Below are 14363 nucleotides of genomic sequence, written 5' to 3'. Positions count from 1 at the left end.
TAACCCTCATTCGCACGTCGCCTGCCGCCCGACCCACCGCGCACGCCGACGTCTCTTCCCGCGGTAGGACCTGCGGAAACGGCACGTCCCCTCTAGATCAGATCCAGTCGATGTGGACGGAGTCGATGTGGTCGAAGTGGAATCCGAACTGGTCGCTGTACTTGTCGAAGCCCTTGTTCTCCGGGTAGTCGAGGGTGGCGTGCCGCTCGAGCAACGCGACGACGCGGGCGTGATCGTCATTCGCCAGCGCGGCGGCCAGTTCGCGGGACTCCTCACTGGTGAACGGTGTGTCCGAGTTCGCGAAATCCAGTGTCCGAACCCGGTAGTCGTAGCCCTCGTCGGCGCCGTTACGGACCATGACGCCACCCCTGACGCGAATGACGGCCTTCTTCGGAGTTCCGTCCGGGCGCAATACCCCGGCCCGTTTCATGATGTCCTGCGCCTTGACGTTCCTGAGTTTCTTGCTCGCATCCGCACGCAACTCGTTCGTTTCACCGGACCGGTACCGGGACACGGCGGAGCGGGACCGCCCGATCTTCGCCGCCACGACGTCGACGCCGCCGAGGCGTTCGATCGCGGCACGCCGTTGGGCACGCTCGAGAACATCCGGATGTGGGATGCGGCCTTGTTGCGCCCACCGACGCAACGTGCGAGCCGACGGCGGTGTGCGGCCGGCATCGATCGCGGCCTGCCGCAGGCCCTCGTTGCCGAGTTCCTTGCGCAGCTGTTTCACGGAGACCTTGCTGGTCAGCCGGGCCAGTCCCCCACTTTTGACCTGCTTGGATTTTTCGACACCGCTGGTCGCGGCGTTGGCGACGGAGACCTTGAGTCCGTCGAGGCCGACCGCCTCCTGCGCGGGTTTCTTGGTGCGCGGCTTCGGGAGATGCAGGGCCATCAGAGCACCCCCTCCCCTTCGTCGTCGGCGGCGGCGTCCTCGTTGTCGGCGAAGGCCGCCTTGATCGCCAGGTTCACGTCGTGAACGTCCTGGGCCGATGTGAAGGCGGACAGGAGTGTGTCGGTGAGGACCATGTCCTTTTCGACCGACATCTTCCCCAAAGCGTCGCTCGGGTCGGCGATGTCCTCACCGCCTGAGAGGAGGTACACCCAGGAGTCGGTGACGGTGCGGACCGGCCAACGATTGTGTTCGCGGGCGATCCGCATCGCGACGCGGCGGCCGCGCCACCGGCAGTGCGCGATGATCGCCGCCCGCCACAAAGGCTGGTGGTGATGTTGCATCTGCTTCGCAGTCCACATGTCCGGGTTCACCATTCGCCCGATGTAGCCCTTGTAGCAGGTGCCGAGGAACCGTTTCGTCGCGTCGTCGTCGGTGTCCACCGCGGCCTTCCGGGCCTCGCGCAGGATCTTTGCCCACTTGTCCAGCGCCCGGCCCTGCTGTGGGTAGACCCAGGCCTCGGTGATGTCGAGGTCGTCGAGGTCCGCACCGATTCCGCCGTCCGCGACCGGTGAGCACAGCCCGTCGAGGCTGACCGAGGTGACCCAGGTCTGTACCGGTTGGTCGGTGAGCATGTGCGGGTGCGGCAACGGGAGCTTCTCGGGCAGCGACAGTGTCTGCCCGGGCGGCAGGGTGATCCGCCACAGCCCGAACGGGGCACCCTTCTCCCCCACCGCCGCAGCCGCGGCATTGTCACCAGTCAGGTGTTGGGGTTGCCCGTAGCCGAATTCGAGCATGCCGGCGGATGCGAGGTAGGCGGCGCGTTGATCGATCGACACCAACCGGCTCGCCCCGTCGAGATCCTGCGCGTCGGGGACGCGGGTCCAGCCGACGGCAGGTTCGAGGTCTCCCCGCGGCGGGCCGTCCAGCGGTGGAACCGAGCCGGGTGTGGTGACGACGATCCCTTTACCGCTGCGGGTGCGTTCCCGCTTGATCTTGTCGACGAGGGCCGCGCCGGTGCGCGCGGGCGTCGGTCCCGGGAGCACCCCGAGGTGCCGGGCGCACCAGGCCAACCGGCGACCGAGTTCCCGTGCCGCCGGGAGGTCATCGTCCGGGAGATACGTTCCGGCCGTCGGTGAGCCGAGGATGCCCATGTCACCGACCCGGTTGTGCCAACCGAAGTCCTTGTTCCAGTACGTCCACACGTACGGTTCGATCACCACATCCACCATCGAGGTGAAGTTCCCGATCGAGCGGGACAGATGCACCACGTGCCCGGGCTCGCCACGCAACTCCCAGCCCGCGTTCAGCATCGGTGTCAGGGTGGCGTGCAGGACAGCGGTCAGTTCCTGGGCGGCGCGGTTGCGGAGGGCTTCCATGTCGTCGACGTCGTCTTCACTGCCCGGGTCGATGATCCACCCGAGCAGCTCGCACGCGGCCTGTCCGACGACCCAGATCTGCGCTGGGGCGCCCAACGGTGTCAGCGAAGCCCAGCGGATCAATTTGTCCAGCTTCTCGACCGAATCGACGGGACCGGTCAACTCCCGCCCCGAGGGTGTGTAGGTTCCGTCGGCGGTCACGATCAACGCATGGCCATCGGCTTCTTCTCCGGCGGGCAGCGTCTCCCACACCGGCTTATCGGCCGCGTCGTTGCCAGCCTCTTCGTTGTCAGCCTCTTCGTTGTCAGCCTCTTCGTTGTCAGCCTCTTCGCTGCCAGCCTCTTCGCTGTCAGCCGTGTCGCTTTCAGCCGCGTCGCTTTCAGCCGTGTCGCTTTCAGCCGCGTCGTCGTGCACTTCGTCGCCGTCGACCGCTGCGTTGTCCACTTCTTCGCTGTCCGTCTCGGGTGTCGGCGGGGACGGGGCTTCGGCGGGGTCGGCGGCTTCGGCCACATCCGACCGCTCGGGCGATGCAGGGTGGGCGGCAGCGGCGGGCTCAGAGTCAGCCTGATCGGCTTCGACGAAGACATCAGCATCGACGGCGACAGCGTCGTCGTCGGGGAGAACGTCATCGTCAGGGAGAACATCATCGGTGGAATCGGGAGACGTCGTCGCGGTTGTCTCGGGCAGTGCGAACAGGGGTATCTGTTCCCACGGACTGCTCATGACTCCTGCTCGGCGATCCGGCCGTCGTGATCTGCCGGCGGGACGCTGTAGCGGTCGAAGAACTCCTGCAGGGCCACGTCCACGACGTTGGTCACCGTGGATTGGCGATCGTTGACGAGCCAGTTCAACCGGGCCTCCGTCGAGGCCAGGACGCGGGTATTGAGCGGAACCTTCGTCGGGCCCTTCCGTGGTTCCAGCTTTGCCGTCAATTCCGGACTCGGCGTTCCTGCACCACCGACGTCGCCCGCACCGGGAGCGCGTTTCGCCGCCCCTACGGCGGCTCGTCCGGCCCCGGTCGGGCGGCGGCGGGCGCCGCCTTCGGAAGTTCCTGCCTTCGCCATCCCCACCCACTCGTGTTCGGTGTGCCACCCGTGTACGTGCGCGGACATCACCCTACCCACTCCGTTCCTTGTTGCCGGTATTTTCGCTGGCATGTTTGCGCGCAGAGTTGCGGCCAAGACCTGACCGGGTGTTACCTCCCGCCGAGGGATTGACGCCGCCGCTTGGCGGCCTCGCCGGAGACACTGCTCGGGCGGTGTCTCCGCAGGAATCCGTTAGGACTCGACCACCGCGGAGTCGTCATTCCGCCAGCGTGATCGGCACCCCGGGGGTGATGAACAGGTGGCCGGGCACCGTCATGGGTGAGGGACATCGCCACTCCCAGGGTGTGTCCCTCGGCGAACCGTCCGAGCAGCTCCCGGGTGGCCTCGAACCGGGTCTGGCTGATGCCGTAGGTGACACCACCCAAAAATGAGGCTGGGCACCATACCCTCCTTCTGCCTTGGCGGTGGATCGTTGCCGAAAGTCTCGCGGACACCGACTCCTCCACGAGGACGGACACACCGTCGCGGCCCGACGGAGGTATCGGCTGCGGTCGGGGCTACCAGCGGTGGACGACGCTCGGGTTCGGTTCGTCGCTGCCCCGAATCGCGACCGGAGTCGCCGGCGTGATCAGCAGGCGAACCGTCGAGTTCTGGCTGACGAAACCGACGAAGCCACCGTTGCCGTTGCCTGCGAAGAGGCCCCGGATGTCGTCCTCGAGGCCGTGGGCGGCCGCCGCATCAGCGAGCGGATAGCGGACCCCGTCGTAGATCGCTTCGTAACTCATCATCCTCCTCCCGCCGGTCTCGTCTCGTGGTGCTCACAAGAGTAAGAGCGCCGGACCGACGGTCGTGGCCGCCGCCGACGCCGACGCGTTGTCCGCAACCGAGATTCGACCGGATGATGCACCCCGGGAAACCGCGGTCAGCCCCTCACCCGCGCCACCGTCGACCTCGCCGGGGAGCGCCGAACCGACGGCGCCCCCGTTGAGCTTCCTTTTAGCGTTGCCCGGGACCGGCACCACACGCAAGGCGGGCCGGTTACCGTCTGTCGGTATGGGGACCACCTTCCACGGCCCGAGCCCGTGGCCGCACATCACCCGCGCCATCCGCACCCGCGGCGCCCGGTACGCCGCGATCGGCTACCTCGGACCCGGCGCACCCGACCTGCTCCCGCTGCGCGCCGGGGACCTGTTGGTCGTCAACGCCTCCAAAGCCGCTATCCGGGCGCACGCCACCTCCCCCGCCGCCCTCGCCCACTACCTGAACAAGGGGGTACGGGTACTGTCGTCGCCGACCCTGCACGCCAAGGTGATCGTCACCAACACCCGGGCGGTCATCGGGTCCGCGAACGCATCCGAGAACTCCACCCTCGCCGACGACGCTGCGGTCATCACCGACGACCCCGACATCATCGCCTCCGTGCGGAAGTTCATCAACGGCCTCGATGAAATCACCGAAGTCGATCAGGTGTTCCTCGACGACGCGATCCGGGAGTGGGAGATCGGCCGCGCGGTCCCCCTGCCCGGGGTCACCGGCCGGGTTCGCATCGAGACAGATTTCCTGCCGACGCCGGTGACCCGGATGTTCGTCAAACACGCCGTCGACTACGAACCCACCCGCACCGAACAACAGGTCCTCGACGAGCAGCGGGGCCGGCACCACAGCCGCGGCGGCCCGGCGGCGAAGTACCAGCTCGAATCGCTTCGCCTCGACAGACCTAGCGGTGTGAAGCGGGGCGACGTGATCGTCTTCGTCTCGGCCGATGACGCGTGGATTTACGCGCCGGCCGTCGTGGTGTCCGACCCCATGAAGATCCCGCGGTCCGGTGGAGCGGTTCTGTACTTCCTGCGCCTGCGCACCGGCCTGTCCCCGCTCCCCCTCGCTGACGCCGAGAAGGCGCTGACCGATCTCGGGCACCCGGGCTCACGGCTGCGGACCGACCACTACGTCCGCTCCCCTGGGCTCAGGTCCGCGTTGCTAGGGCTGTGGGACCTCTGATCCTCAACGAGCCTGTGTCCAGCGTGAGTGTCAGCGCCGCAGAACCCGACAAGCCCGACTGCTGACACCTACCCGAGCACCGGTCACTGGCCGTCACCACTAGCTGGCTCGAGGTCGGACTCCACCCACCTCGTTCACCCTCGCACTCGGGCCTAGCCCCCTCCCCAACACCGGTGGGTCCGATGCCCACCGGTGACCGGGAGACTCTGCTCGACGGACTGGATGGTGCGGCGGTGGACGATCCCGGTCGCCCGGAAGGAGCTACCGGCGAACCGACCTGCACACCCTCACACGAGCGTCCGATGCTCAGGCGATACGGGCGATTCGGGCAGTCACGCACATCGGGCACCGGGTGGTCTCGCCGACGACCCACCCGTTGATCCGGGCGAACGCCTCCGCCGCGGATTGCCCGGTGACCGCGGCCTCGAAGCGGTGCTCACACAGATCACACCGCCCCGCCGACCCATTGTGTCCACTGGATTGGATCACATGCACAGTCATGTCACCCTCACGCTCGCGACGTCACCGAACCTGGCACCAGAATGGCACAGCCGACCGACGAAGTAGAGGCCCGGGATCCGGTCCTGACGAATCCACGACACCACACCGTCAGCGCGGCACGAACCGAGAAGATCTCAGCCGGTCGCCGCTCTATCCGTCACCGATCCCCAAGCGCAACGCCGCGTCAGAAGGTGGAAGTCGTGCACGATGTCGGCGCGAAAGCCGTACGAACGGAGCGGCGCGCGCCGCCACCCAGTCGCCCGAATGCGTCCCCGGCACACACGGTGCCGGGGACGTTGGGGTGCGGGGTCGGCCGAAGCCCTGCCTCGAAGATCGAGGGCACTGATCGCGACTGATGACGGGTGACGGGCCACGCGCACGCGGCAGGCTCCCCAGGGACAACGCCGCTTGGTTCGGGTTGACCGGTAACGCTGCATGTTCCCGGGCCCCTTGCCTCAATGGTTCCGTCAGCCAATTCCCAATCGAAATCGAGGTAGTGGAGATTGCAAGCGTCGCACTCGCGAATATTGCTGCTATCCAATGACTCTCGCGCACCACTCAAATGCTGCATGCCGACACGGGCGCAGCGATTCGCGTGGTCACTCCCATCTCTATATCGTGCTCGCGCTCGCGATCCGAAATCGTGCTCCTCCATGACGTTCTGAAACTCACCGCACAGGCCATTCCTTTCCCGCCCACTCGATACACACCCTGGAACAAGTACCAACGTGCTCGACAACGTTCGGGTGGTGAGAGTCCGCCAGATCGCGCATATCCCCGCTGATTCTCAGCGCCGGCCGCCCGGTGTCGGGCCGAGGCGGTATCCGCAGCCCGCCCGTACCCGACGCAGGCCCACCAGATCCCGGCACCACACCCCATGCCCATCACACCCACACAACAAAACTGAACACAGGTCACAGCCACAACACACATCAGCGGTCCGCACCCCAGGGGGTAGGGTGCGGACCGCCGACAGCGAGACAGACTCAGCTAGCGAGGACCTTCTCGAGAGTGCTAACGACGGAGGCGTCGAGCTTGTCGAAGCGGCCCGAGATCGCGCCTTCCTGGTTCCGCTCGGCGCGCGGGGCGCCCTTGACGGACTGCTTGTGGTGGGCCCAGGTGTTCACCGCCTGGACCACACCGAACGCGGTTCCCTGCCAGCTGTTGGCCCGCACGTCGTGCCGGTACATCTCCACCAGCTCCTCACGCACTCGGGTCGCGATCGTGCGCGAGCGGCCCTGCTCCTCCGGCATCGGGTACCAGGCGTCCAGGAACGCGAACCACTGCCGATCCGTCACCGCCGTCGAGGACAGACGTCGCAGCGTCTCGGTGAACTCGTCAGCGGTCTCCTCCACCAGGCTCAGCGCCTGCCGGGCCTCGTCGATCCGCAAACCCGAATACCGGCTGTGCCGGATCTTCACCTGCTGACCCCGCGCCTGCCCGAGCGCGATCGCCATCGTGTTATCGCACACCGTCGCGGTAACGGTGCGCCCGTACGTCGTCGCCAGACTGCCATCCAGCGACGTCGCCGCCAACAGATTGGGCCGGTAGCTGAACCCCGTGCGCCCGTCGTGCAGGGTCTTGGGAACAGAGACCTCAACCCACGCCTGCCCACCGTGGCGGAGCAATCCCGCCGAGGTGACGACCAAGGTGTCACCGAGGATGTTCGACACCGCCCCCAGAAGCCACTCACGGTACTGATGCGGCTCGTAGCCGTCGGAGAACACCTTGAACACCTGCCGGGTGTCACTGCGCGCCACAGCGACCATCGCGGGCATCTGCTGCGCCATCATGGGGCGTCCCTGCGCATCGAGCCCTGTCATGGTCTCGATGTCCGCAGGAAACTGCGCGAGCACGGGAACCTTGATCGCGTCCCAGAAGAACAGCCGCTCGGCGACGTCGCCGACGGGAATCGCTCCCGGGTAGTGGTTGGACTGTTCGCCCTGCTCCTGCGCGCGGTAGTGCCACGCCCGCCCCCGCTGCGAGGTCATCCCGATCAGGGTCTGTGTGTTGAGCCACGTAAGAGTTTCAGCCGACATAACGGCACCGATCCTTTTCTACTTCGGGCCCACGGGATGGTCAGTCCCGTGGGCCTCATCAACTAAGGCGAGTACGAACATAACCAACACCACCGACAAGATCAACACCCGAAACCAACTGAATTACAAGCGATTTCGATCACTTTCGGTTCACGTGCATGGGCCGAAGTCAAGGGCCCGGAGTGGAAAAACGCCACCTACCCATCCGGTGCCGGGCACCGGATGGGTTGGCGCCCGAACATGAACCGTCCACCCCCTCGGGCATCACCACACAACGGCGGCCCGCACCCCCGAAGGGAGTGCGGGCCGCCGTGAGAGGGGCTGACTCAGCGCTTGGTGAGGGTGTACCCGAGCGAGTCTGCGAGCAGATGCAGCAGAGCATCCGCTGTGGGCAGAGCGGTCCGGTCCATCCGATCTCGGATGGCATCGCACTCGGCCTGGTCCTCGCACAGGCACTCGCTGTTGCGGGCACCGTTCTCGAGGCCCGAGTCCAGCCCGTATCCGTCCACCGTCACCGGGTCGAGCACCCACCGATCGGTGCCGTCCCAGTCGCGCATCAGGTAGACCCAGATCGATTCCTCGATGTAGTGGCTGCCGCGTTCGAGCGCGCGCTCTGCCTGCGACATGTACATCTGCCGGAGCGCGAGGCTGTTCGTGCTCGTCTCGTTCCTCATTGCGGGGGTACCTTCCTCGCTCATCGAATCACCGTGGGTCGGTAGAACGCGCGCGTTAGCAGGGCATCCTTCACGTCCTCGGAAAGCCCCACAGTCGCGCCGTCCCCGTCATGGGCTGCGAACACCGCCACCCCGTAGAACGGCTGCCAGATCGCCCCGTGAGCGCGTGCAATCGTCGTCGCCGTGACGTTGACCTGTGCATCCGCCAGCGTCGCGCCCTCGTCGTCGACCCACATGTCCAGATCCGGTCCCAGTCGCACCACGTCGAACCAGCGGCATCCGATCGCCGACCGGAGCGCCGCACCCGTGCTCGTCGCTGCCGCCAGGTCGATTACCTCGGCGCGCCCGTCCAGATCGATCCGCACCGCCGTCATCACGTGCTTGCTCATGCCGCTCAGTCCTCCGATGCGCTCTCGACGGTGAAGTTGTCGATGGTGAACTCCTCAGACGACCCGAACCGGCTGCGCACCGCCTCCTCCACGTCGTACCTGTCGACCCGCTCCTCGGCGTCGGACTCCCCCGTCGCCGAAATCGTCAGCGACACCGACAGCGACAGGCTCACCGACACATCCACCGTGAAATCCCGGGAACGGCCCTGCAGACCGTGCTCCTCCATGAACCGATCGAACTGCCCGCACAGGCTGTTGTCGTCCGCCCACTCCCGCGCATCCGAGGCCAGCGATTCGATCCACTCCATGTGACCGGTCTGCGTCGTCGTCAACTGCTCCCGCAACGCCCGCGTCTGACGACGCTCCGCCAGCACCTGGACCAGCGGTCCCGCTACCCGGTCCCACCACACCGGCACCGGACGCTGCAACGACGCCACCATCACCTGATCCGGGCGCACGCGCCCAAACCACGGCGGCGCATCCGGCGACACCGGCACCAACGCCACCGACACCCACCGCTCCACCGCAGAATCAGCAGCGCGCGCCACCGACAACGCCGCGACCTCCGTACGGTCCGCGACCAGCCACCCCGCCGTCCACGCCGCGACCTCCGTACGGTCCGCGACCAGCCACCCCGCCGTCCACGCCGCGCCCTCGCGCACCTCGACGAACACCCCATCCACCGGGAACACCCCTCCAGCAGACGGCGTACCCGCACCACTCGACACGTTTCTGGCAACCGCAACGTCCATAGACATACACCACTCCAAACCCCCGGAGAACACCCCCGGGAAACGGGCGGAACGGGAGTGGTCAGCTCCCGCCCCGCACTGACTAAGGCACCAAAAATATAGCCCTCCCCACCAACACCTCGCAACCCGAAAAACGCTTTACAACAATAGAATTCGAGCAGCAACACGCCCACAGACCGACCCCGAAATCAAGCCTTCCAGGGCACCAAAACGCCACCTACCCATCCCGTGCCGGGGGCACGGGATGGGTAGGTGGATACGCACCGTGACCCGGCGCGCGGTGACCGGTCGTGCCGATCGAGGATGCTCTGAAACCGGGACAGTCCGTATATCGCTTCGCCATATCCGAGATGGCCGGAGATCACGCCCAGAATGTGGGTGCGCACCACGACCGGCCGATGTCGACCGCAAGAGCATCGACAGGTGGATGTGATCATCGACGACACGGTTGGGTCAGATGCCGAATGCGCTCCCCATCCGGTGGCACGGGTTCTGGATGCTGTCGGCCTCGCGGCGTCCGAAGACCACCTGCACTTTATGTTGCGGCGAACGCGGCTGCTGCAGAATCGAATCCGGAATCGACAGGCCCCGGCGTATACGCACGGGTGTATCCGGATTCGGTTTCCTCGGGGACGCCCTTTTCGCGACGTCCGCGGCATCCTCGACCTCCCGGTCCGGCTCGCGGACACCATCGTTGTCGCGAAGGTGACCGTCATAAGTTGCGGGCAGACGGCAGTCGCCGGGCTTGACGCTGTGGAGGTGCTGACGCCGGCATCGGGGTCCATCCGGCCGCCAGCGCGTTCGGACTTGACCTGTATGCATCGCGACCCCTTGCCTCCCTGGCTCGGGTCCACTCCGCGTGACACGACGAAGCGTGGCAGACGGGCCTTAGTAACCATCTGCCACGCCCGGACCCACTCACGGTGGGTGCCACGGCGAACATGCGTCATCTGGCGACCAAACCATCGGCATATTCGGCGTGCGCGTCGCCGGCGGCAACGCCGGCTAGGCCACTATACCGAATCACACTGCACGACAGCAGCCATCGCCGTTGGCCTAGGCATTGAGGGCGCATCGCCACGCATCCCGGCCTGCGTACTACCATCTGTCGGTTTGAAGACCAGCTTCCATGGGCGGAGTCCGCGGAGGCACATCACCCGCGCCCATCCGCTCCCGCGATCTACGCCACCCGGGGATCGCATCCTTAGAACTTGGTGAGGCAGGTTTGCCGAACCACTCGTTCGGGTTACTGGACTTTGGCGGTTGCTACAGATTCTGCTGACGCTTCCTCTGTTCAGACTCCAGATGATGCCGGGTAAGGTGTGGCTTCCGGACGATTCCGAATCACTGCTCGCAAGCCTTCGAGAATCCTCGGCGCGGCTTCTGCGCTTGTTCACTGTGGCCAGCGGCGTCTTTCCGATTCACCCGTCCCAAGCGTCGCTTCGGGTAGTGCTTGCGACGCTCGGCCGCGGTCAGCCCACCCCAGATCCCGAACCGCTCGTCTTGGGCGAGTGCCTCGGCGAGGCAGGCGTCACGGACTTCGCACCTAGAGCACACCCGCTTCGCGGGGCGGCCGTTCTCCCCCGTCTCTGGGAAGAACGCTTCCGGATCGGTCACCCGGCACAGCGCGAAGTCTCGCCACTCCGGAGCGTCGAACGCCATCCTGGTGCGTGTGTCGGTATTGGTCATCTCGCTCATCTCCCTTTTCCCGCAGATGGTGTCTCGGTGGGGCGGACGGTATCCCCTGACCTGGACAGTTCGACTTGATTTCGCATCACGGCCGGCGCACACAACCCGTCATGCGGTGATCGATGTCCTCCGTCACGGCCATTCGTGTCCTCTCCGAAGCGGCCTTACCCCGTCATGAGGAGGAAGATCCGAAATGGATGAGTTGAGTGACATCGTGCGGAGAAACATGCACCGAACCGGTACTCACACAACACTCATCGAGGTAGGTGGAGTTGACGCATTCGGGTCGGGTGCATGTACGGCGGCCGCAGGCCGGCCAACCCGAAGCCGGCCGATTCCGGTTCCAAGAGTTCGGGCATACAGGCCGGTGGTGTGGTGCGCCCGAGAGTGCCGTCGCTATGCAGGTGCGCCGACGCCCACCGGTCTGCGGCGGGGCAGTGTTCGAACTCCCACCGCAGGACCCGGCCCTCACCATGGGCCCGTTTCTTTCCGATGACATCCAGGCCACCCAGGATCATGGCGACGGCGTCGAGATCTCCGACTCCGCGCCAGGTGACCGTGCGGGTGTTGGTGATCATCAGGGGCATGTAGCGGGCCCGGTAGCGGCCCTGTCGATCCGAGATCACCGCCGGCAGCGTGTGACTGAGTTGCTCGAGCCCGCGGTGATCGGCCCGCGACGCCCAGTGCCGCACCACGGGATCACCGGCCGGGTCCTCGGGGAACGAGCACGTCGCACACCAATGCCAGTCCTCGCCGGCGAGCTCGCATCGCGCCAGTGGCAGCTCGAGGTCGGGCGGGGCGCACTCGGGTGTCAGCGCCGGCACATACTCGCCTCGGTCGAGGGCCGCGGCCTTGTGATCGGCCCACAGTTCGGCGGCGAGGATCCCGTCGAGACTGATTCCCCACGGCGTCGCGTGCGCCAGTCCCGACGACAGGTGCGCCCGGACAACGAACGGTGCCATCTCCTCGGTGCCCGTCATGTCAGCCAGCACAATGCTTCGATGACCTCATCGCGCAGTGGTGCGAGCTCGACGCGCCAGTCCACGAACTGCGGGTCCGGGCCGGCCAACACCACCCGATCCGATTCGGCGCGGACCCGCCCGTGACCTATCGCGCTGCGCCCTCCGAGGAATCCGTCACGCGCGAATCTGCCCCACACATCGGTGAAGAACGAAATTTCGAGAGGGGTGGCCCGGTCCAGCCGCAAGAAGGTTTCGAAACGGGTTCCTGCAGGGAGTGTTTCGACCTCGAATCGCATCAGCATCGACGATCCGGCATCCTTGCCGGCTCCGCCCCCCGCGGAGGATTCGGGGAACGTCCGGGTGTCGGTGTCGTCGAATCGGCTGTAGCTCTCCAGGGAGACCGACTCGAACTGACTCATCAATCGGCCGGTATACGCCCGGGTCATGATCGTCTCGGTCTCACGCACCCGCGGGATGACCTTGCCCACCTTCAAGCAGCCATCGATCGGTGGCTGACCTCCGCCGTTGCCGCCGAACACCCCGATCGGGGGAACCAGCTCCCGCAGTCGCTGCCGCCGGCGACCGGTCAGACCGTCGCCGGTGACCTTCGTCAAAGAGCCACCGTTGCGTAGCGCGTGCGCCGCCGAGAGTGGGATCTGCTGTTCGTAGCCGATGACATCGCGGAATAGCTCCTCGGCGATCCTGCGCAACCCGCCGCGCAGGGAGTTGCCGGACACGATCGGCACCAGCACCGGCCTGCCGTCCGGCTGGATCACCGGCTCGCGCCGGAACAGTGTCGTCGTCGTTCCGGAGTCCTCCCCCTTCTGGGAGATCGAGGACAGCGCGGTCAGCTCGACATCCCAGCGCACCGTCGACCTCATCATTTCTTCCTTCCCGAAGTGCGAGCGGCGGCCACGGCTTCGGCGACGATCCGCGTGCGCAACACGTACGACGTGGGACGCTCACGTAGCAACGTCAGCACCGGCTCGGACTCCTCACGCAGCAACGTCGCCAGTTCCAGCCGTTGGTCGGTGTTCGTCGGTTCCGATTCGAGGGACCGTGAGACCACCGACCACCACCGGTCGAGATCGCCGCCACCGATATAGGTGGCGACCCGAACACGGTTCGGCAGGTGCTGGGTCCAGTACCTCTCCCGTCGCCGGCCGACCCATCCCGAATCCCAGTCGATCCCGTAGTGCAGCAACAGCAGCAGGCGTTCGGCCGTCGACGCCGGACCCTCGAGCGGCGGCAGCCCCGCCGGTGCGGACGCGAGCCATCGATCGGTCGGGCTGGTCATTTCGTTCCCTTCGCACTCGCCGACACGGTGGCTCGCAGCGCGAGCTCCCACCACTGCCCGACCTGGCGGTACGGGGCGAGACGATCCCAGTCCGCGAAGACCGCCGGCCACCGCCTGGGGGCGATCGTGGCGAACACCGGATACGGGGCTGCAGGCTCGGCGAGCATGCGGGCACCGAACCCCAGCGCCCGCAGTCGACGCATCGCTGTCACCGCCGCGACATCACGCATAGTCCAGGGCAGGCACGTGTCCTCGACCGCAATCCCGCCCCACCGCGCGTGCGGCAGGATGTGCTTTCGGCCGGGCCGCAAGGGCACCACCACGGCGGTATCCGGCTCGAGCGGCCGCGACAAGATCCGTTCGAGATCCGCCGCCGTCACTGCCCTCATTGCTGGTCGTGTGGTGACCACATGCATGCTTCTGCGCAGATCCGGGTGCTGGTAGGCCCAGGCGCAGGACGTGCACAGCCCACCCTCCGCGGGCGCTTTCCACGAATCGAAACCCGTGAACGTTCGGGAGACCACCTTGGTCACCGCCTCCACCGGAACCGGGGACGCCGCGCATCGCGCACACCGGCCCACCTTCGCCAGCTCGACTACCTCGCGCGTCTTCGTCGACGCGAATGCCGCGGCGACGACGTCCTGCCGGCCGTCCACCTCGCACAGTTTCCCCACACCAACACTCCTCACATGCCCAGGCGATAAGAAACGCCCCTACGCCTGGAGGAAGATCCACCGGGCGGACA

General features: G+C 66.4%; 13 protein-coding genes and 1 pseudogene. 1 reads left to right on the top strand and 13 read right to left on the bottom strand.

All coding sequences use genetic code 11. The features are described from left to right. Positions 1 to 97: 97 nt before the first annotated feature. From ACLIVD_RS39390 to ACLIVD_RS39375, 4 genes are all read right to left on the bottom strand, one after another. On the bottom strand, positions 98 to 895 hold the full coding sequence (locus ACLIVD_RS39390) for a hypothetical protein (RefSeq protein ID WP_491933337.1): 798 nt from the start codon (positions 893 to 895) through the stop codon (positions 98 to 100). Further along, positions 895 to 2994 carry a hypothetical protein gene (locus ACLIVD_RS39385; protein WP_491933336.1) on the bottom strand — a complete coding sequence of 700 codons (2100 nt, stop codon included), beginning with the start codon at positions 2992 to 2994 and terminating at the stop codon, positions 895 to 897. The genes ACLIVD_RS39390 and ACLIVD_RS39385 overlap by 1 nt, the downstream gene beginning before the upstream one ends. Next, entirely contained in the window at positions 2991 to 3383 is a 393-nt protein-coding gene (locus ACLIVD_RS39380) for a hypothetical protein (RefSeq protein WP_491933335.1), read from the bottom strand. Before ACLIVD_RS39380 ends, ACLIVD_RS39385 begins: the two co-directional genes overlap by 4 nt. 491 nt (positions 3384 to 3874) lie before the next feature. Then, positions 3875 to 4102: a hypothetical protein gene (locus ACLIVD_RS39375; protein WP_491933334.1), complete on the bottom strand. Its 228-nt coding sequence runs from the start codon at positions 4100 to 4102 to the stop codon at positions 3875 to 3877. A gap of 268 nt (positions 4103 to 4370) precedes the next feature. On the opposite strand from ACLIVD_RS39375, the gene ACLIVD_RS39370 reads away from it, so the two are divergent. After that, entirely contained in the window at positions 4371 to 5315 is a 945-nt protein-coding gene (locus ACLIVD_RS39370; RefSeq protein ID WP_491933333.1) for a phospholipase D family protein, read from the top strand. A gap of 1487 nt (positions 5316 to 6802) precedes the next feature. On the opposite strand, the gene ACLIVD_RS39365 is transcribed toward ACLIVD_RS39370, so the two are convergent. From ACLIVD_RS39365 to ACLIVD_RS39325, 9 genes and pseudogenes are all read right to left on the bottom strand, one after another. Then, positions 6803 to 7855: a DUF932 domain-containing protein gene (locus tag ACLIVD_RS39365; RefSeq protein ID WP_491933332.1), complete on the bottom strand. Its 1053-nt coding sequence runs from the start codon at positions 7853 to 7855 to the stop codon at positions 6803 to 6805. A gap of 326 nt (positions 7856 to 8181) precedes the next feature. Further along, positions 8182 to 8529 (bottom strand): hypothetical protein, encoded by a 348-nt coding sequence (locus ACLIVD_RS39360; protein ID WP_491933331.1) that lies wholly within the window; start codon positions 8527 to 8529, stop codon positions 8182 to 8184. A 20-nt stretch (positions 8530 to 8549) separates the two neighbouring features. Further along, complete coding sequence (locus ACLIVD_RS39355) at positions 8550 to 8918, bottom strand: DUF3846 domain-containing protein (protein WP_491933329.1); 369 nt, start codon at positions 8916 to 8918, stop codon at positions 8550 to 8552. A gap of 5 nt (positions 8919 to 8923) precedes the next feature. Further along, on the bottom strand, positions 8924 to 9676 hold the full coding sequence (locus ACLIVD_RS39350; protein ID WP_491933328.1) for a hypothetical protein: 753 nt from the start codon (positions 9674 to 9676) through the stop codon (positions 8924 to 8926). Positions 9677 to 11122: 1446 nt separating this feature from the next. Further along, positions 11123 to 11368, bottom strand: a pseudogene (locus tag ACLIVD_RS39345) (WhiB family transcriptional regulator); the annotation flags it as partial. Between the two features lie 245 nt (positions 11369 to 11613). Beyond that, the gene (locus ACLIVD_RS39340) at positions 11614 to 12339 is read right to left on the bottom strand and encodes a hypothetical protein (protein WP_491933327.1); all 726 of its coding nucleotides are present in this window, start codon (positions 12337 to 12339) and stop codon (positions 11614 to 11616) included. Continuing rightward, positions 12336 to 13205 carry an RAMP superfamily CRISPR-associated protein gene (locus ACLIVD_RS39335; protein WP_491933326.1) on the bottom strand — a complete coding sequence of 290 codons (870 nt, stop codon included), beginning with the start codon at positions 13203 to 13205 and terminating at the stop codon, positions 12336 to 12338. Before ACLIVD_RS39335 ends, ACLIVD_RS39340 begins: the two co-directional genes overlap by 4 nt. Further along, a complete protein-coding gene (locus ACLIVD_RS39330; RefSeq protein ID WP_491933325.1) occupies positions 13202 to 13618 on the bottom strand; it encodes a hypothetical protein in 417 nt (138 codons plus the stop codon). Before ACLIVD_RS39330 ends, ACLIVD_RS39335 begins: the two co-directional genes overlap by 4 nt. Beyond that, entirely contained in the window at positions 13615 to 14292 is a 678-nt protein-coding gene (locus ACLIVD_RS39325) for a hypothetical protein (protein ID WP_491933324.1), read from the bottom strand. The genes ACLIVD_RS39330 and ACLIVD_RS39325 overlap by 4 nt, the downstream gene beginning before the upstream one ends. Positions 14293 to 14363 lie beyond the last annotated feature (71 nt).

It is taken from the genome of Rhodococcus sp. G6(2025) (assembly GCF_058628105.1).
The sequence above is the reverse complement of the archived record's forward strand: the minus strand, read 5'-3'. Positions and strand labels throughout refer to the sequence as shown.